12 protein-coding genes are annotated in these 18,849 nt (G+C 56.1%); 9 read left to right on the forward strand and 3 right to left on the reverse strand.

The window, feature by feature from the left end; all coding sequences use genetic code 11:
* Positions 1–225: 225 nt before the first annotated feature.
* From J5069_RS13460 to recD, 8 genes are all read left to right on the forward strand, one after another.
* Positions 226–720 carry a prepilin peptidase-dependent protein gene (locus J5069_RS13460; protein ID WP_264644347.1) on the forward strand — a complete coding sequence of 165 codons (495 nt, stop codon included), beginning with the start codon at positions 226–228 and terminating at the stop codon, positions 718–720.
* On the forward strand, positions 678–1,283 hold the full coding sequence (locus J5069_RS13465) for a prepilin peptidase-dependent protein (protein ID WP_264644348.1): 606 nt from the start codon (positions 678–680) through the stop codon (positions 1,281–1,283). Before J5069_RS13460 ends, J5069_RS13465 begins: the two co-directional genes overlap by 43 nt.
* A complete protein-coding gene (locus J5069_RS13470; protein WP_264644349.1) occupies positions 1,280–1,732 on the forward strand; it encodes a YgdB family protein in 453 nt (150 codons plus the stop codon). Before J5069_RS13465 ends, J5069_RS13470 begins: the two co-directional genes overlap by 4 nt.
* Positions 1,725–2,141 (forward strand): prepilin-type N-terminal cleavage/methylation domain-containing protein, encoded by a 417-nt coding sequence (locus tag J5069_RS13475; protein WP_264644350.1) that lies wholly within the window; start codon positions 1,725–1,727, stop codon positions 2,139–2,141. The genes J5069_RS13470 and J5069_RS13475 overlap by 8 nt, the downstream gene beginning before the upstream one ends.
* A 44-nt stretch (positions 2,142–2,185) precedes the next feature.
* Entirely contained in the window at positions 2,186–5,578 is a 3,393-nt protein-coding gene (recC, locus tag J5069_RS13480) for an exodeoxyribonuclease V subunit gamma (RefSeq protein WP_264644351.1), read from the forward strand.
* A 62-nt stretch (positions 5,579–5,640) separates the two neighbouring features.
* Positions 5,641–8,640 carry a pitrilysin gene (ptrA, locus tag J5069_RS13485; RefSeq protein WP_264644352.1) on the forward strand — a complete coding sequence of 1,000 codons (3,000 nt, stop codon included), beginning with the start codon at positions 5,641–5,643 and terminating at the stop codon, positions 8,638–8,640.
* Positions 8,637–12,248 (forward strand): exodeoxyribonuclease V subunit beta, encoded by a 3,612-nt coding sequence (gene recB, locus J5069_RS13490; protein ID WP_264644353.1) that lies wholly within the window; start codon positions 8,637–8,639, stop codon positions 12,246–12,248. The genes ptrA and recB overlap by 4 nt, the downstream gene beginning before the upstream one ends.
* Positions 12,245–14,098 carry an exodeoxyribonuclease V subunit alpha gene (gene recD, locus J5069_RS13495; RefSeq protein WP_264644354.1) on the forward strand — a complete coding sequence of 618 codons (1,854 nt, stop codon included), beginning with the start codon at positions 12,245–12,247 and terminating at the stop codon, positions 14,096–14,098. Before recB ends, recD begins: the two co-directional genes overlap by 4 nt.
* 4 nt (positions 14,099–14,102) lie before the next feature.
* Here the strand turns inward: recD and J5069_RS13500 are convergent, their stop codons facing one another.
* The 3 genes from J5069_RS13500 to argA form a co-directional block, all read right to left on the reverse strand.
* Complete coding sequence (locus J5069_RS13500) at positions 14,103–14,669, reverse strand: carbapenem biosynthesis protein CpmH (protein WP_264644355.1); 567 nt, start codon at positions 14,667–14,669, stop codon at positions 14,103–14,105.
* Positions 14,659–15,525, reverse strand: a complete 867-nt coding sequence (locus J5069_RS13505) for a formylglycine-generating enzyme family protein (protein ID WP_264644356.1) — start codon at positions 15,523–15,525, stop codon at positions 14,659–14,661. Before J5069_RS13505 ends, J5069_RS13500 begins: the two co-directional genes overlap by 11 nt.
* 177 nt (positions 15,526–15,702) lie before the next feature.
* Positions 15,703–17,028: an amino-acid N-acetyltransferase gene (gene argA / locus J5069_RS13510; RefSeq protein WP_222158421.1), complete on the reverse strand. Its 1,326-nt coding sequence runs from the start codon at positions 17,026–17,028 to the stop codon at positions 15,703–15,705.
* Positions 17,029–17,445: 417 nt separating this feature from the next.
* On the opposite strand from argA, the gene amiC reads away from it, so the two are divergent.
* Positions 17,446–18,690, forward strand: coding sequence for an N-acetylmuramoyl-L-alanine amidase AmiC (gene amiC / locus J5069_RS13515; protein ID WP_264644357.1), 1,245 nt, complete (start codon positions 17,446–17,448; stop codon positions 18,688–18,690).
* Positions 18,691–18,849: the final 159 nt, after the last annotated feature.

Consider the following 18,849-nt stretch of genomic DNA (forward strand, 5'->3'; position numbering starts at 1 on the left):
TTCTGCTATCAAGGCTGCTTTGGCAGCCTTTTTTACACACTGTTTTCACACCAATCCTTTCTCAACCCGCATTTCTTTAATCCGCATTTCTTCAACCTGCATTTCTTCAACCTGCATTGTACCTGCGTTGTAATGCCGCGCTATCGGGCCCGTTTTGTTGCGAGCAGACAGGCATTCCCGTTTTTTTTTGCCAGGGCACTGCCCGATTCTGGCTACACTGCCGTCATGGATAAAAGCACCTTTGTTGATGCGGGTTTTAGCCTGCCGGAATTGCTGATTGCACTGACGCTCATCGCGTTGTTATCCGCAGGAGGAATACAGGGCTGGACCGCCCATCAACAGGCTGTGCGCCTCGAGCAGCAAACGCAGTTGGTGATGCTGTTTCTGCAACGTGTGCAGGCTAATGCCTACTGGTATAACGATACGCGCTCGGTGAGTGTCATTCAGGCCGGTGAGGCGTGGTGTTTGCGCGAAGGGACAGGGACATCGTTGAGCTGCCATGAGGGCTCTGGCGGGCGTCTATTGCCCTCCGCGCCCGATGTGCGCATTGCCGCAATGGCGCGCCCGACGGTCACCTTTTATGGGCTGCGCAATACCGCACAGGCAGGGCATCTGGTGTTAGAGAATGGTGCCGGTCGCCTGCGTATCGTGATATCGATCTGGGGGAGGATTCGGTTATGCAGCGATACGCAGCCAGTCTTGGGCATTCCACGTTGTTAGGCCGGAGAATCGGTGGGTTTAGCCTACTGGAGGTGCTGCTGGCAATGCTGATTGGCAGTGTGATGGTTATCGTCTCGATGCAGATTTACCCTACGCTGCGCAGGCATAGCCAGAATACGCTGCGCCACTTCTGGCTGGAGCAGCGTATCCATCAGGCACTGTTTGCGCTGGAAAAAGATCTGCGCCGCGCGGGGTTTTGCACCAGTCGCTGTCACGATAATGTCGTAACCTTAGGGCAATTTCCCGGTGAAGCGGCGAACAGTTGCGCCATCGTCACCTATGATTTTAATCGACGTGGCGGTGCCCCGCAGAGCCGGGAAACGTTTGGATATCGGTTGCGTGCGGGAGCATGGGAAACGCAAGTCAGCATTAACGATTGTGGCGGCGGCGGATGGGAGCGGCGGCTTGATCCGCAGGAAGTGACGGTAACGCGTTTCGAGGTGATCGCATGGCGTAATGTGGCCGGACTGACGCTTTATGAAGTACATCTGGCGGGGCACTGGTTTCGTCGTCCTGAGATCGCGCGCCATACGGTACGCTGGATTGCAGGGCATAACGCATGAAACGCTGGAGCCAGCAGGGCAACGGTGCGCTCTTGATGGTGATGTTGCTGGCAGCCGCGGGGTTGTTGTTAATGACGGGGATGCAACGGCAGTTGGACAGCGCACTGTCTCTTACCCATGATGAGCGCCGCTATTGGCAAACGCTGGTGTTGGCCGAATCGTCGCTACAATGGGGCATTGGGCAGATGTGGTTTATGGGCAACCGTTCCGACGAACAATGCTTCGCCTATGCAACTGAAGGGTTGCGAGTCTGTTTGCGGCAAGTGCCCGGTGAGCACTATATGTTGCTGCGCGGTGAGGGGCATCTTCCCGCTTCCTCATCGGTGATGGTGCTCTATCAGCGCGTGGTGCCCATCGAGCCTGAAGGCGAGACGAGCCTGCTGAAGCCCATCGCGGGGGGCTGGCTGGATTTTTGCCCCGAAAGGCAGGAGGCGATTTGTGGTGGCTAGCCTGCGAAGGCCTTGTGGGTGGTGTCGCCAAAGACAACGTCAACAAGGGTTTGGGTTGGTGGAAACCTCCATCGCCGCGCTGTTTTTTGCCGTATCGGTGTTAGGATTACTGCAATATCATCAGCGCTTGCAGCAGGCCTTTGTACATCAATGGCAGCAACGGCAGGCATGGCATCTGGCATATCAGCAGCTTGCCATTTATGCTGCCGGTCGGGGAGGGGAGTCATCGGCGTTGCTTGAACGCGATCTTCCTCCTGGATGGCAGTTGCATTTGACGGAGCAGTTCCAGACGGCAGCGTGTCTGCGCGTCTCCTCAACGGTGACAACGCCGCAGCACTATCAGGCTCGCTTGTACCGTTGGTTTTGTTTTACTGAGACGACTCAGCGAACCGTGCCAGAAGGCAATTGAATTGACGGTGAGCAGGGTTTGCGGGCACCGAAACGGGAATCATCATGTTCAGGGTTTATCACTCAAACCAGTTAGATATTTTGAAAACGCTTATGGTGACGCTGATAGCGCGCCAACCGTTGCAGGATCCATTTCAGCCTGAAACGATCCTGGTTCAAAGCCCTGGTATGGCGCAATGGTTACAGATCGAACTCGCGACTCACTTTGGGATTGCTGCCAATCTGCATTTTCCTTTACCCGGTGTTTTTTTGTGGGACATGTGTCGGCGCGTGTTGCCGGATATCCCGGCGGAAAACACCTTCAGCAAGGAAGCGATGACCTGGAAGTTGATGCATATTCTGCCTCAGCAGCAAGATGACCCGTCATTCTTGCCGTTGAGTCACTATTTGCAAGATGACGCGGATAAACGCAAACGGCATCAACTGGCACAGCGGGTTGCGGATCTGTTCGATCAATATCTGATTTATCGACCTGAGTGGATCAAACAGTGGCAAGCCGGTGCGCTGGTGGACGGGTTGGGTGATGCGCAGGTGTGGCAAGCCGAACTGTGGCGTGCGCTTTTGCAATACAGTGCGCAACTGGAACAGAAAGAGTGGCACCACGCTCGCCTCTATCAACGCTTTATCGAGACGCTGGAGCAGACCAATACCTGCCCGCAAGGGCTACCGCCGCGCGTGTTTATCTGCGGCATTTCAGCGCTACCGCCAGTTTACTTGCATGCGTTGCGTGCATTGGCGAAGCATATTGATGTGCATCTGCTGTTTACTAACCCATGTCGGGATTACTGGAGTGATATTCAGGATCGCCATTTTTTGGCGAAGCTGAAAAGTCGTCAGCGTCGTTTGCACAGTCATAGCCACGGCGCGGAAGATCAATACCGTCCGCTGTTTCGCGATCCCGCCAATGTCGATGCGTTATTCAACGATCAGGGCGAACAGCGCATTGTTAATCCGCTGCTGGCAAGCTGGGGAAAACTGGGGCGAGATCATCTCTATCAGTTGGCGCAGATTGACGAAGTGGATGACATCGAAGCCTTTGTCGAGCTTGATGGCACAACGCTATTGCAGCAAATGCAGCGCGATATTCTGGAGCTTGACGACGGCAGCGTTATTGCCGATAGCGCACAGGCGCAGGCCAGCAGTGAGCGCAAGCGCCTGCTTACGCCGCAGGATGCTTCGCTCACCTTTCACGCCTGTCATAGCCCGCAGCGTGAGGTCGAAGTATTGCATGACCAACTGTTGGCGATGATGGGGGAGGATGAAACACTCACGCCGCGTGATGTTATCGTTATGATGGCGGACATTGATAGCTATACGCCTTTCATTCAAGCGGTGTTTGGCAATGCGCCGACAGCGCGCTATTTGCCTTTTGCCATTTCCGACCAGCGAGCACGCCACGCTCATCCGGTTCTGCCTGCGTTTCTCAGCCTGCTGGAGTTGCCACACAGCCGTTTTACCGCCGAGCAGGTGTTGTCGCTGCTTGAAGTCCCGGCGCTTTCTGCCCGTTTTGGTATCGATGAAGAAGGACTGCGCCGTTTGCGGCTGTGGGTGATGGAATCTGGCGTACGCTGGGGACTTGATGACGACAACGTGCGCGATCTTGATTTGCCGGTTACCGGCCAGCACACCTGGCGTTTTGGCCTGACACGCATGCTGCTGGGCTATGCGATGAACAGCAGCGCCGGGGCTTGGCAGGGCGTGTTGCCCTACGATGAATCGAGCGGCTTGATTGCCCAACTGGTAGGGCAGTTGGCGGAATTATTGGCGCAGCTCAGTCAATGGCGTCAGCGTCTGCGGGTAGCGCGCACGCCAGCACAATGGTTGCCGATGTGTCGGCAACTGTTGGACGATCTCTTCATTGCGGATAGCGACAGCGATGCGGCGCTCTCTCTGATTGAGCAGCAGTGGCAGGCGATGCTGGGGGCGGCAGTCGCCAATGCGTTTGATGAAGCGATCCCGGTGGCGTTGCTGCGTGACGACTTGGCCCAACGCTTGGATCGGGAAAAACTGAGTCAGCGCTTTCTCGCCGGTGCCATTAACTTCTGCACACTGATGCCTATGCGCTCGATTCCCTTCAAAGTGGTCTGCCTGCTGGGGATGAACGACGGTGTTTATCCGCGAACGTTGCCTCGGCTGGGGTTTGACCTGATGGCGCAGAAGGGGCAGCGCGGTGACCGCAGCCGTCGTGATGATGACCGCTATTTGTTTCTGGAAGCGCTCATCTCGGCGCAACAGCGGCTTTATATCAGTTACATCGGTCGCGCCATTCAGGATAATAAGAAGCGTTATCCCTCCGTGTTGGTAAGCGAACTGATGGAGTATTTGGCGCAAAGCTATCATTTGCCAGGGGATGAAGCGCAGGATCTGGACAGCAGCGCTGCACGCGTTTGTGCCCATCTGTGCCGCGAACATACGCGTATGCCGTTTGACAAGGATAACTTCCTTGAGCACGCTCAGCCATGCAGCTTCGCCAGCGAATGGCTGGCCGCTGCCGGGCGCACCGGGCTGCCACAGCCGTTGTTTGATACGCCACTGGCGTCGGTCACTTATCCCGATATTACGTTGGATGCGTTGAAACGTTTTTATCGTCACCCTGTCAAAACCTTTTTCCAGGCGCGTCTGGGCGTGAACTTTGTGGTGCAGAACGACGAACTGCTCGATGAAGAACCGTTCGCGCTGGATAACCTCAGCCGCTATCAGTTGAATGCACAACTGCTCAATACCCTGATTGCGCAAGAGGATGCCGATGAACTGTTACACCGCGCGCGCGCGGCGGGCGAACTTCCTTATGGTGCTTTTGGTGAGTTGTATTGGCAAAAGCAGCGTCAGGAGATGCAGGCGCTGGCTGATAGCGTCAGCGCGGAGCGTGATGCGGCGGGAATGACCAGCCTGGAACTTGACGTGACGCTAGACAGTGTACGCCTGAGTGGCTGGGTGATGCAGGTACAGCGTGATGGGTTGTTGCGCTGGCGACCGGCGCGATTAGGCATGAAAGATGGCGTGGCCCTGTGGTTGGACCATCTGGCGTACTGTCTGGCGGGAGGCTTGGGAGAGAGCCGCATGTATGGCCGTGAAGAGACGGTCTGGCGCTTTGCTGCGGTTTCTGTGGAGGAAGCACAACGCCAGATGGCGCATATGATTAAAGGATATCAACAAGGCATGAACGCCCCACTATTATTACTGCATCAGAGCGGCGGGGCTTGGCTGCAAGCATGCTACGATGCATCAAGCGGCACGCTGAACGATGCACCCGATGTGGTGCACAACGCATTGAATAAGCTGCAACAAAGCTGGGCTGGCAACGTGATGGTGCCCGGTGAAGGTGAGGATTTCTATTTGCAGCGTATCGTGCCGGAACTGGATGAAGCCCGCATTGAGGCGATTGTTACAGCGGCAAAAACCTGGCTGTTGCCGATCCTGCGCGCCAATCAGGCATAAGCGAACGGATGTGATGGCAGTGAATCAAGAACGACGAGATTGACGTGAGAGAAAGGACGGTAATGAAGAGAGAATGGCGTAAACAGTTTGCCTGTTGTATCGGCATGATGATGTTGCTGCTGAGCGGTGTGTCCTCAGCGTGGGCGCAAACCGCAGGGTGGCGTCCTTTGGAGCAGGTTATTCGCAAGGGAGAAAACGATCCGCGTAATTATCAGGCAATCACGTTAGATAACGGCATGACGGTATTGTTGGTGTCCGATCCTCAGGCGACCCGTTCGTTAGCATCGCTGGCGCTGCCTATCGGTTCACTCGACGATCCCAACAGCCAATTGGGACTGGCCCACTATCTGGAACACATGGTACTGATGGGTTCCAAACGCTATCCGCAGGCGGATGCGTTGGCCGAATTCCTGAAAAAACACGGTGGTAGCCACAATGCGAGTACTGCACCGTACCGTACTGCCTATTATCTGGAAGTCGAAAATGCGGCATTACAGCCTGCGCTCGATCGTCTGGCGGATGCCATTGCCGAGCCGCTGCTCGATCCGGTCAATGCGGATCGCGAACGCAATGCAGTCAATGCTGAACTGACCATGGCGCGCTCGCGCGACGGACACCGCATGGTACAGGTGGGCGCGGAAACGCTAAATCCGGCGCACCCGGCATCACGTTTTTCCGGCGGGAACCTGGAAACCCTTAAGGACAAGCCCGGCAGCAAGCTGCATGATGAACTGCTGGCGTTCTATCAGCGTTACTACTCGGCTAACCTGATGAAAGGGGTGATCTACAGCAACCAACCCTTGCCGGAATTGGCGAAAATGGCGGTAGAGACTTTCGGGCGCATCGCCAACCGTCAGGCCAAGGTGCCTGCCATCACAGCACCGTCAGTGACGGACGATCAGCGCGGTATCATGATTCATTACGTGCCAGCGCAGCCGCGCAAGCAACTGCGTATTGAATTTCGCGGCGATGTCATGGAACAGACCGACCCTACCAGTCAGGCATTCCGCAGCCAAACCAACACCTATATCAGCTATTTGATTGGCAATCGCAGCCAAAATACCTTGTCGGACTGGCTGCAAAAGCAAGGATTGATCGAGTCTTTGGGCGCAGGCGCTGACCCCATTGTTGATCGTAACGGTGGCCTGTTTAACATCTCTGTTACCCTGACCGATAAAGGGCTTGAGCAGTATGACGTGGTAGTGGCTGCCATTTTCCATTATCTGCAATTGTTGCAGCAGGAAGGGATCCAGCAGCGTTATTTTGATGAAATCTCCCGCGTGATGGCGCTCGATTTCCGCTATCAGTCTGTTAAGCGTGACATGGGCTATATCGAATGGCTGGTGGATACCATGATGCGCGTGCCGGTGGAACATACGCTGGATGCCGCCTATCTGGCCGATCGCTTTGATCCTGATGCGATTAAGCAACGTTTGGCCAGCATGACGCCGGAACGTGCGCGTATCTGGCTGATAAGCCCCGATGCGCCGCACAACAAAGAGGCTTATTTTGTCAATGCGCCGTATCAGGTGGACAAAATAGCCCCGGCGCAGTTTACCCGCTGGCAAACGCTGGGTGAGAAAATGGCGCTCACGCTGCCGACGCCAAACCCGTATATCCCGACTGATTTTTCGCTGATCAAGCGCGGTGAAGTGCAGAACTACCCCAAAATGGTGCTACAGCAGCCGGGGTTGCGTGTGCTTTACATGCCGAGCCGCTATTTTGCCGATGAACCGAAAGCTAACGTCACGGTGTTGCTGCGTAACCCGATGGCGCAGGATACGGCACGCCATCAGGTGATGTTTCAGCTTAATGACTATCTGGCAGGTTTGGCGCTGGATGAGTTGAGCTATCAAGCCTCGGTGGGAGGCATCAGCTTCTCTACCCGTGGGAACGATGGGCTCACCATCAACGCCAATGGCTACACGCAACATTTGCCCAAGTTGATGCTGGCGCTGGTCGAAGGGTACGCAAGCTATACGGCGACCCCAGCACAGTTGGAACAGGCGAAATCTTGGTATATTCAGCAGTTGGATGCCGCTGAAAATGCCAAAGCGTATGAGCAGGCACTGGAGCCTGTCCAGGCGATCTCTTCATTACCTTATACCGAGCGAGAAGAGCGGCGTGCTCTGCTTAAGGATATTTCGCTGGACGATGTCATGGCCTTCCGTGACGCGTTGCTGCGTGATGCCGCACCGGAAATGCTGGCCGTCGGTAACCTCACCGAAGGTCAGATAACCAAACTGGCGCAGGATATCAAAGCGCGTCTGGCCTGTTCAGGGCAAATCTGGTGGCGTTCCCCGAATGTGGAAGTCGCGCGTACTCAGCTTGCCAACCTGCAACGTACGGGGAGCAGCACTGATTCTGCGTTGGCTGCGGTGTATATTCCAACCGGTTACGGTGAAGTGCAGGGCATGGCGTACAGTTCGCTACTCAATCAGATCATTCAGCCGTGGTTCTATAACCAACTGAGAACGGAAGAGCAACTCGGTTATGCGGTGTTCTCCTTCCCGACCATTGTTGGCCGCCAGTTCGGTATCGGGTTCTTGCTGCAAAGTAACAGCCAACAGCCTGCTTACCTGTATCAGCGTTATCTGGATTTCTTCCAGAAGACCAAGCCGCGCCTGCGTGCCATCAAAGCCGATGAGTTTGAACAGTACAAACAGGCGTTGATTACCGAACTGAGCCAGCGTCCACAAACGATGAACGAAGAGGTTGGCCGGTTGCGTAACGATCTCGATCGCGAAAACTTCGCGTTCAACACCCGTGAAAAACTGATTGAGGCGCTTAAACCGCTGACGGTTGAGCAACTTGCTCGCTTCTTCGAACAGGCTCTGGCACCACAGGGGCTGGCTGTGTTGTCGCAAATTTCGGGCAGCCACCACGATAAGGCTGACTACGCTGCGCCGAAAGGCTGGACGCTTTACCCCAATGCCTCAACGCTGCAACAGACTCTGCCGGTGAAACAGCGCGTGATTGAAAAACCGCGTAGCGGCGTGTTGTCTGCCGAAAAAGTCTCGGCGGTTGAGAAAAAAAATGTAGTTGAGAAGGTCGCTCCATGAGTGAGGATACGCCGCGTACGCTTGATGTGCTTACGCTCCCCCTGTTTGGTGAGCGGTTGATAGAAGCCTCCGCCGGTACGGGTAAAACCTATACGCTGGCGGGGCTCTATCTACGCCTGTTATTAGGGCTGGGCGGCGAGGCGGCGTATCCTAAACCCCTGTTGGTGGAAGAGATCCTGGTGGTGACCTTTACCGAGGCGGCCACTGAGGAACTGCGCGATCGTATTCGCGCTAACATCCATGCGTTGCGTCTGGCTTGCCTGTCTGGTGACAGTAAAGATGCGCTTTTTTCGGCGCTGCTGGCGCAACTGCCGGATAAACAACTGGCTGCTGAGTGGTTGCTCAATGCCGAGCGGCAAATGGATGAAGCTGCCATCTACACTATCCACGGCTTTTGTCAGCGCATGCTCGGGAGCCATGCCTTCGAGTCCGGGTCGCTCTTCGATCAGGAATTGATCGAAGATGAACAGCTTCTTACCCGGCAGGCCTGCGCCGATTTCTGGCGGCGTTACTGTTATCCCTTGCCGTTTGATGTGGTTAGCGTTATTGGTCAACTCTGGAGTGGGCCGGATGCGTTACTGCGCGAGCTTGCCCCCTATTTACAGGGTGAAGCGCCACAACTGCATAATCCTCCCGCACCGGATGAGACGCTGTTACAACGTCATCAGCAGATTCTGGCGCGCATTGATGACATCAAGCAGCAGTGGCGACAGGTGGCAGCGCAGGTGGAGAAGTGCATTCTTGAATCGGATGTGGACAAGCGCAGCTACAGTAACCGTTATCTACCCGGCTGGGTAGAAAGCGTTAGCTTTTGGGCCGAAGCGCAAACCACCGACTATGCGTTGCCAAAAGCGCTGGAACGGTTCGCTCAATCCACGTTGAACGAGAAAACCAAGAAGGGCGCGCCACCCGTGCTTCCGGTGTTTTCGGCTATCGAAACGCTGCTTACCACACCGCTGTCACTGCGCGATATTGTTATCGATCGGGCGTTGCATGATATTCGCGCGACGGTACGCAGCGAGAAATTGCGCCGCGCTGCCTTGGGATTTGACGACCTGCTGAGCCGTCTGGATGAGGCGCTGTGCCAGCCGCTGGGTGAGCAACTGGCGGCCGAGATACGTCAGCGCCATCCGGTGGCAATGATCGATGAGTTTCAGGATACCGATCCGCAGCAGTATCGTATTTTCCGCGCCATCTATGGTGAACAACCCGACAGCGGCATGCTGTTGATCGGTGACCCGAAACAAGCTATCTATGCCTTCCGTGGCGCGGATATTTTCACTTACATGCGGGCGCGTGCCGATGTTAAGGCGCACTACACGCTGGAAACCAACTGGCGCTCTTCCCATGAGATGGTCAGCGGTGTCAATCGCCTGTTTCAATGCGTCGACAATCCGTTTATTTTTTCGGCGATCCCTTTTTTGCCGGTTAAGCCTGCGCCGGGTAAACAGGGGCTGCGTTTCGAGATGGACGGCGTGTCGCAGCCCGCACTGCAATTTTGTCTGTCGGGTTCGACGGCGTTGGGCACCGGCGAGTATCAGCAACTGATGGCGCAGCAGTGTGCCATGCAAATTCGCGACTGGCTGCAAGCGGGTCAACGCCATACCGCCTGGCTGGATAATGGCCGCGTGCGCTCTCCGGTGCAGGCATCGGATATTTGTGTCCTGGTGCGTAGCCGCCATGAAGCAGCGTTGGTGCGAGATGCGTTGCGCCGTCTTGCCATTCCCTCCGTCTATCTCTCCAACCGAGACAGCGTTTTCACCACACAAGAAGCGCGTGAGGTGCTGTGGCTGTTGCAGGCCGTGCTGGCGCCCGAACAGGAACGCACGTTGCGCAGCGCGCTGGCGACCTCCTTACTGGGATTCAGCGCGCAGCAGATTGATGCGCTAAACCAGAGCGAGGCGGATTGGGATGCGCAGGTCGATACCTTTGCCGCGTTTCGCGATCTTTGGCAGCGGCGTGGCGTGCTCCCAATGCTGCGCTCACTGATGTCGCATTACCGTTTGGCGGAAAATCTACTGGCTAGCCGTGAAGGTGAACGTCGGTTAACCGATTTCTTGCATCTGGGCGAACTGCTGCAACACGCTGGAGCCACGCTGGAAAGCGAGCATGCGTTGGTGCGCTGGCTGGCGCAGCAGATTTTGCAGCCCAATCCGCAGGCCGAAAACCAGCAATTGCGTTTAGAGAGCGATCGCCATCTGGTGCAAATTGTCACCATCCATAAATCCAAAGGTCTGGAATATCCGCTGGTCTGGCTACCGTTTATTTGTCACTTTCGTCCTCAGCCCGATGGTATCTACCATGACAGGCGCACCTTTCAAGCGTTGCTCGACGTCAATAAGGGGGAAGAAAGCCAGCAGTTGGCTGAGGAAGAGCGGCTGGCGGAAGATTTACGGCTGCTGTACGTGGCGCTGACGCGCTCGATTTATCACTGTAGCGTGGGGGTGGCACCGCTACAGCGCACCCGGCGCAAAAGTGAAACGACAGACATGCACCTCAATGCGCTCGGCTATTTGCTGCAACGCGGCAAGGAGGCGGATGCGGATACCCTGGTCGCGGCACTGCATACGCTGGCAGGGGCGGGTGATGGCGTTGCGGTAAACTCTGTACGCGAATGGGATGGTATTCCCTGGCAAGACACTGCGGACACGCCAGCAGTGCTGCGCGCTAGTGAATGTGAGCGCCTGCTTACCAATAACTGGCGAGTAACCAGCTATTCGGGTTTACAACAGCATGGCTCGCAACAACATCCTCTACAACTGGGTGCGGCAATGGCACAAGAGCTGTTTCCCCGCCTGGACGTTGATGCCGCGTTGGACCCGCGCAACCTTGCACCCGAAGAGAGTGAGCAAGCGCTCACCCCGCACAGCTTCCCCAAAGGCGCGGGGCCGGGAACCTTTTTGCATAGTCTGTTTGAAACCTTGGATTTTAGCCAACCCGTCAGCGTTGACTGGCTGGAAGCGCAGTTGATAGCACATGGCATGGCAAGCGGGTGGGCACCCACCTTGCAGGTGTGGTTTTCGGCCTTGCTGCATGCGCCGCTCAATGCGGATATGCCCGCCTCGGATGCCCCGTTGACGTTGGCAAGCGTGCCCGCGCAGCAACGTATCGCCGAGCTGGCTTTTTATCTGCCGATAGATGCTCTGCTACAGGCAACCGCGCTGGACGCTCTGGCGAAACGCTACGATCCGCTGTCAGCACAGTGCCCACCGCTCTCCTTTCAACAGGTGCAGGGAATGCTGAAAGGCTTTATCGATCTGGTGTTTTGCTGGCAGGGCCGTTACTACCTGCTGGATTATAAGTCCAACTGGCTGGGAGAAAACGCCAGTGCCTACACGCAGTCTGCCATGCAAGCCGCAATGATGGCGCACCGTTATGATTTGCAGTACCAGCTGTATACGCTGGCTCTGCATCGCTATTTGCGCCATCGGGTGCCGGATTATGACTACGACCGCCACATCGGTGGCGCGATCTACCTGTTTTTGCGCGGTGTCGACCCGGTACTTCCCACGAATGGTATTTTCACCCAGCGCCTGCCGCGAGAATTTGTCGAGCACCTCGACAGCTTGTTCAGCGGTGAAGTGGCTCTGTCAGGAGAACGCCAATGATGGACTTGCTGGCGACGGCTATGGAGCGCCAACTGCTGCGCCCTCTGGATGTACAGTTTGCGCGGATGCTGACCGATGGGCAGCCTGCACCGGTGCAATTGGCGGCGGCGTTAGTGAGCGCAGCGGCGGGTGCGGGCAACGTCTGTTTGCCTTTGGCGGAATTGCACCCTGAAACCCTGTTTGATGGACGCGATCCTGCACTGGCGCGCGCGCTGTGGGAGCTCGCTGGGCTGCCGGATAGTACGGCGTGGCAGCAAATCCTGCTGGCTTCGCCCGCCGTGAGCGATGGACATGAGACAACGCCGCTGGTGTTGCAACACCAACGGCTTTATCTGCAACGCAATTGGCTGAGCGAAGTGCAGGTGGCGGCCTTTTTTACCGAGAGCCATGTTGTTGATATTCAACCTGATCCCCTTGCCGTGCGTCGTGTGTTAGATCGCTTGTTTTCGCCGCTTGACGCCGAGGTGGATTGGCAAAAAGTGGCTGCTGCCGTAGCGCTTACGCGTCGGGTATCGGTGATTTCCGGCGGGCCGGGCACGGGAAAAACCACGACGGTAGCTAAACTGCTGGCCGCCATGCTGTTGCTGCATCAAGGGGATAAGCCGTTACGCATTCAACTGGCTGCCCCGACAGGAAAAGCGGCGGCGCGTTTGACGGAGTCATTGCGCAGTGCGTTAAGCAAACTGCCGCTGGAGGAGGCTCAGCAGCGTCATTTGCCGCGGGAAGCGACCACGCTGCACCGTCTGTTAGGGGCGGTACCTGACAGTCAACGCTTGCGTTATCACCAGGGCAATCCGCTCCATCTGGATGTGCTGGTGGTGGATGAAGCCTCGATGGTGGATCTGCCGATGATGGCAAACCTGGTATTGGCACTGCCTGCGACAGCGCAGGTAATTTTCCTGGGCGATCGCGATCAGTTGGCCTCCGTTGAAGCCGGGGCGGTACTGGGCGATATCTGCCGTTTTGCCGCGCGGGGCTATAGTACTCAACGCGTTGAGGAACTCGAACAACTGACGGGCTACCGGTTGGTGGCGTCATCCGACGTGAGCCCTGCGGTGGCAGACAGTTTGTGCCTGCTGCAAAAGAGTTACCGGTTCGATCAGCACTCCGGCATTGGCATCGTGGCGCGAGCGGTAAACGCTGGCGATGAACGTCAGGTCCGGCTGGTGTTGCAGGATGAACGTGACGATTTGCACTGCCTGCCGCTGGAGCAGGAAGCGGATTACCAGCAGATGTTGGCGCAGTGTGTGGCGGGGTATCGTGACTATTTGCAGGCGGTTGCGCAGGGGCAGGAGGCCGCACCGGTGCTGGCGGCATTTAACCGTTTTCGCTTATTGTGCGCGCTGCGTGACGGTCCGTTTGGCGTCGCCGGATTAAACGTGCGTATTGAGCAGGCGCTGCAACAGGCTGGGCTGATTCATCGCGGCCGTAATCCGGCGAATCCCTGGTATTCCGGGCGTCCGGTCATGATTGCACGTAACGATGCGCTGCTTGGCGTGTTTAACGGCGATATCGGGATTGCCATGCCGAATGAGGCAGGGGAGTTGCGCGTTTATTTCCAACTGCCGGATGGTCAGATGAAGCCGGTCAGCCCGAGTCGCTTGCCGCCGCATGAAACCGCTTACGCCATGACCGTGCACAAATCTCAAGGATCGGAGTTCGATCATACCGCACTGGTGTTGCCGAACGGCTTTTTGCCGGTGTTGACGCGCGAGTTGGTGTACACCGCGGTTACGCGTGCGCGCACGCAATTGTCGCTCTACGCGGAGATAAACATCTTGTGTCGCGCGGTGAGAACACCAACGCGTCGCTTTAGCGGGCTGGAAACACGTATCCTTTCCGGTACCTGAAACGCTAGAAATCCAGCTCTACTGGAATCGGGGGGCTGTGAAGCATCAACTTTCCCTGCTTGGTGATGCGAAACGTGGCGGAATAGCGCGTCTTGGTGCTGCCTGCGATCAGGTTATCCGCTTCGCTAAATGCAAAACGCAGCGAGGCATTGCTGGCCCAAGGTGCCAGTTGGGTTAAGCGGTAGGTGAAATAGACCGCACTCATCCCCTGTGCGACCGGCTCAATAGCGATGACGCTGTCAAGTTCCATGCGCCCAAAGCAGAGATCGCCTGCGGTGCGCCACGCGTGCTCGGCCTCCGGCGTTAACTGATAAACAATGTTCTCTCCCTGACGTGTCTCCAATGCTAATCCCGCATCTACCAGTGCCTGCATGCGTCCGGTAATCCAGGGGGCATCCTGGGCGTGGCTATATACCGGCCATTGCTTTACGCCGAGGCAGTGCGGAGGCTCTGCGGCAAAATAGTCACGTAAAGCCCGCTGATAGTCACTGTTTGTGGGTTGTGCCCAGAGGTTGTCTGGAAACAGTGCAACCCAGGATAACAAGAGGAACAACGCGTATTTAAGGTGCATGCAGTGTCCTTACCAGACGAAAACCGATATCCGACATCATAAAACCCGGCGTATGTGCATCACACCCGCTGCGCAGGTTGCCTTGTGTCATATAGCTTCCGCCGCAGAACAGGTAGAGCGTTTTACCGCCTTCAACCGCAACGGTATCGTTAAGCCACTGAGACACATTTCCGCTCATGTCATACAGCCCGAGGGCATTAGGACGTTTTGATGCGACGGGGCGAGTGCCGAAGGTGGTGGCTTCCTGAGAGGCGAAATGTGCCACGCTATCTGGCGCGTTACTGCCAGCATAAAAGAAGCCATAGGTGCGATTCGCCAAACCGGGAGCACCGCCTCTGGCCGCCACTTCCCATTCATCGCGTGACGGCAAACGGTAGCCTGACGCATCAGGATCGGTGCGAATGGTGTGTTCTGCGTCTGGCTCTGGTTGGTGTTTAAGCGGTTGCCCATCGTTAGTCAGATAGTAGGGCGTTAATCCCTGTCGAGCACTCAACGCATTGGCAAATATAACGGCATCCCACCAGGAGACATTGGTGACAGGATGTGTGCCGCCGTCTTGTTCGGGCGCAAGGCAATCTTCGAAGTGTGCGCCGTTGCATCCGCCTTCAATCATGTAGCCTTGCTCTGTCGCCCATGTCAGCAGAGTGTGATAAAAGCGATAGGTGACAGCGGTGGTCATGATGTTATAAGCGGTGAGTGAGGTGTTGGCGTGCTCGGCGTAGGCGTGCTGACCAAAAACCGGACCAACGTAGTAGTGGCCTGTTTTAACAGTGACTTCGTCAATGTGCAGCGGCGTGGCGCAAGCGGCCTGAAACATCAGCCCCATGCCGAGCAGCATACAGAGTGCTTTGATCATGGTATTCCTGTACCGGTGTTACTGTCCTGTATGGCCGCTTTCGTGGCCGGGCAGTGACGTACATAACGCGAGCATTCTACGCGCTGAGGCGCGATAAGTCTCTGCGCGATTGCTCAGGGTGGGGAGATAATGGCAGTGCCGGTACACGGGGTTGCATACCGGCGTGGTGCGCAAGAACTACAGGTCGATCACCAGGATCTTTGAACGGCGCTGGTAGTTATACAGCTCCTGTTTGCGTTTGGGCAGCATCTCCACTTCGGCGGGCTGAAAGCCGCGCTCCTGGAACCAATGGATGCTGTGCGTGGTGAGGACGAACAGTTTCTTCAGCCCCTGTTGACGCGCCTGTGCCGCAACGCGTTGCAGCAACATGTCTCCGCGCGAGGAACTGCGGTAGTCAGGATGTACTGCGACGCAGGCCATTTCTCCGATGCTCTCTTCAGGGAACGGATACAGCGCAGCGCAGGCGATGGTCAGGTTATCGCGGACCACCACGGTAAACTTATCGATCTCCATTTCCAACTGTTCGCGCGAGCGGCGCACCAGTATCCCCTGCTGCTCCAGCGGGCGGATCAGTTCGAGAATGCCGCCAATATCGTTGATGGTGGCACGACGCACTTGCTCCGCGCTCTCCATGACGATCTGCGTACCGATCCCGTCGCGAGAGAACAGCTCTTGCACCAGCACCCCGTCTTCCTGATAGCTGATCAGGTGACTACGGCGCACGCCGCTGCGGCACGCGCGCACCGCACCGCGCAAGAAACGCACCGTCCCCGAGTTGTAATCGCCATCGGCTTCACGCTCTTCAATGCAGCGCTGGGCGTCGTCGGGGAACAATTCAGAAATGATGGTGCCATCCTGCGTGGTAACCCCTTGAGACGAACAGAAGCCGATCATTTTCTCGGCCTTCAGCTTGATGGCCAACTGGGTAGCCACTTCTTCAGACGTCAGATTGAAACTCTCGCCCGTGACAGAAACGGCAACCGGGCCGAGCAGCACAATGGCACCGCTGTCTAGCTGGCGATGTATCGCCGCTTCATCGATACGCCGGATGCGACCGCTGTGGCAGTAGTCCACGCCATCATCCACCCCCAACGGCTGGGCGATAATAAAGTTACCGCTCACCACGTTGATGTGCGCGCCCTGTAGCGGCGTATTATTCAAACTCATGGAAAGGCGCGCGGTGATATCCAGTTGCAGCATGCCTGCGGCCTGTTTCACCAGATCCAGCGTGTTGCTGTCGGTGACACGGGTATGCTTATGATAACGCGGCTCGAAATGGTGTGTGGTCAGGCTGGCATCAATTTGCGGGCGGGCGCCATAAACCACTACCAGCTTGATGCCGAGGCTATGCAGCAGACCAATATCGTTGACGATGTTGGCGAAGTTTTCATGTTCAATCGCCTCACCGCCCAGCATGATGACAAAGGTTTTGCCGCGATGCGCGTTGATATAAGGAACCGAATGGCGGAAGCCTTGGACCAGTTCTGTACTGCGTTCCTTCACTGCGAGCCTCTCTGAGTGAATTTTTATTCGTAATTTATGTATTTTTATTCTAATTGAACGAAAAGGCAAGGAGTAAGTCTCACAATTCGGTCGTGTTCAACGTTATTACGACCTTTCCTGTGGCGGGCAGATTCTTGCCCTGAATGACGGGCTTGTTCTCTCCGGTGGTTATACGCCGACATGATGATTTTTACATGACAGAGGCAGGAAGATTCGTTAAAGTTTTCACACCGTTAACACTGACTTCATCTTTTTCGCGTATTATCGCGGCGGATTGTCTGTTTGTCGGCGTTTTTTCTGCCTGATATTACCGTTTGAGCACTTTCGCCAGTGCCTGCTTGCGACAGCACAACCATAACTACAGCATCACATTAACTACAGCACCACAATACTCACAGCATAACGAATTGGAGTGGCATGTCTTATTCGAATCACAATCAGACTCGCCGCCGTCTCCTGCAAGGCGCGGCGGCAACCTGGTTATTGAGCGTCAGCGGCGCTGGATGGGCCGCTGACGCCCAGGTGATCGCCGTTCGCGTCTGGCCTTCTTCAGCCTATACCCGCGTCACGCTAGAGTCTAACCGCACGCTAAAATACAAGCAGTTTATGCTAACCAACCCCGACCGGCTGGTCGTGGATATCGACGATATCCAACTCAACAGCGTGTTGAAAACGGTGTCACAGCAGTTTCAGTCTGACGATCCGTTAATCAAAGAAGCCCGCATTGGGCAGTTTGATCCCAAAACCGTGCGGCTGGTGTTAGAACTGAAGCAAGCCACTAACCCGAAAGTTTTTACCCTCGATCCCATCGCTGAGTTTAAACACCGATTGGTGTTGGATCTCTATCCTGCGGTTGGGCGCTATGACAATGCGGAAGATCCGCTGCTGGCGCTGCTGGAGGATTACAACAAGGGCGATCTGGAGAGTAAATTACCGCCGGAAGCGCCGTTGGCGGGCAAAGCGGGGCGCGATCGTCCGTTGGTTATCATGCTCGATCCCGGTCACGGCGGCGAAGATCCCGGAGCCATTGGTAAAAATCGCACGCGTGAGAAAGATATTGTGTTGCAGATTGCGCGGCGGCTACGCAGTCTGATTGAACGCGAACCCAATATGAAGGCGTACATGACGCGCAATGAGGATGTGTTTATTCCGCTGCGCGTGCGGGTGGCGAAAGCGCGTAAGCAGCGCGCCGATCTGTTTGTTTCGATTCATGCGGATGCCTTCACCAACCGTGCGGCGCGCGGTTCTTCGGTGTTTGCGCTGTCGAAGAAAGGTGCAACCAGCACCGCAGCGCGCTTTTTGGCGGAAACGCAAAACGAATCAGATCTGATTGGCGGCGTGGGCATGAGTGGCGATCGCTACCTCGACCATACGCTGTTTGATCTGGTGCAGACTGCCACCATCAGCGATAGCCTGAAATTTGGCGGCGAAATCCTCAAACGACTCGGCAGAGTGAACAAGCTGCACAAGAACAAGGTCGATCAGGCCGGGTTTGCGGTGTTAAAAGCGCCCGATATTCCCTCTATTCTGGTAGAAACGGCGTTTATCAGCAATCTGGAAGAGGAGCGTAAATTGCGCACCAGCCACTTTCAGCAGCAAATTGCGGAATCTATTCTGGCAGGGATTAAGGCGTACTTTGCCAGCGTGGGAAACCGTAAGTGAGGCGCTAGCGGTATTGACAGGACAAAAACAAAAAAACACCCGTCAGGGTGTTTATTGTTGGTAAGCTTCTTGATTCAAGAAGTTGGTTGCGGGGGCCGGATTTGAACCGACGACCTTCGGGTTATGAGCCCGACGAGCTACCAGGCTGCTCCACCCCGC

Source organism: Candidatus Symbiopectobacterium sp. NZEC127, assembly GCF_025962675.1.
Lineage (GTDB): Bacteria > Pseudomonadota > Gammaproteobacteria > Enterobacterales > Enterobacteriaceae > Symbiopectobacterium.

Excerpts from the sequence above, each read along its gene's own strand:
- J5069_RS13460 (WP_264644347.1), top strand. The coding sequence starts at position 226 with ATGGATAAAAGCACCTTTGTTGATGCGGGTTTTAGCCTGCCGGAATTG.
- recC (WP_264644351.1), top strand. The coding sequence starts at position 2,186 with ATGTTCAGGGTTTATCACTCAAACCAGTTAGATATTTTGAAAACGCTT.
- amiC (WP_264644357.1), top strand. The coding sequence starts at position 17,446 with ATGTCTTATTCGAATCACAATCAGACTCGCCGCCGTCTCCTGCAAGGC.
- J5069_RS13465 (WP_264644348.1), top strand. The coding sequence starts at position 678 with ATGCAGCGATACGCAGCCAGTCTTGGGCATTCCACGTTGTTAGGCCGG.
- ptrA (WP_264644352.1), top strand. The coding sequence starts at position 5,641 with ATGAAGAGAGAATGGCGTAAACAGTTTGCCTGTTGTATCGGCATGATG.
- J5069_RS13505 (WP_264644356.1), bottom strand. The coding sequence starts at position 15,525 with ATGATCAAAGCACTCTGTATGCTGCTCGGCATGGGGCTGATGTTTCAG.
- recB (WP_264644353.1), top strand. The coding sequence starts at position 8,637 with ATGAGTGAGGATACGCCGCGTACGCTTGATGTGCTTACGCTCCCCCTG.
- J5069_RS13500 (WP_264644355.1), bottom strand. The coding sequence starts at position 14,669 with ATGCACCTTAAATACGCGTTGTTCCTCTTGTTATCCTGGGTTGCACTG.
- recD (WP_264644354.1), top strand. The coding sequence starts at position 12,245 with ATGATGGACTTGCTGGCGACGGCTATGGAGCGCCAACTGCTGCGCCCT.
- J5069_RS13470 (WP_264644349.1), top strand. The coding sequence starts at position 1,280 with ATGAAACGCTGGAGCCAGCAGGGCAACGGTGCGCTCTTGATGGTGATG.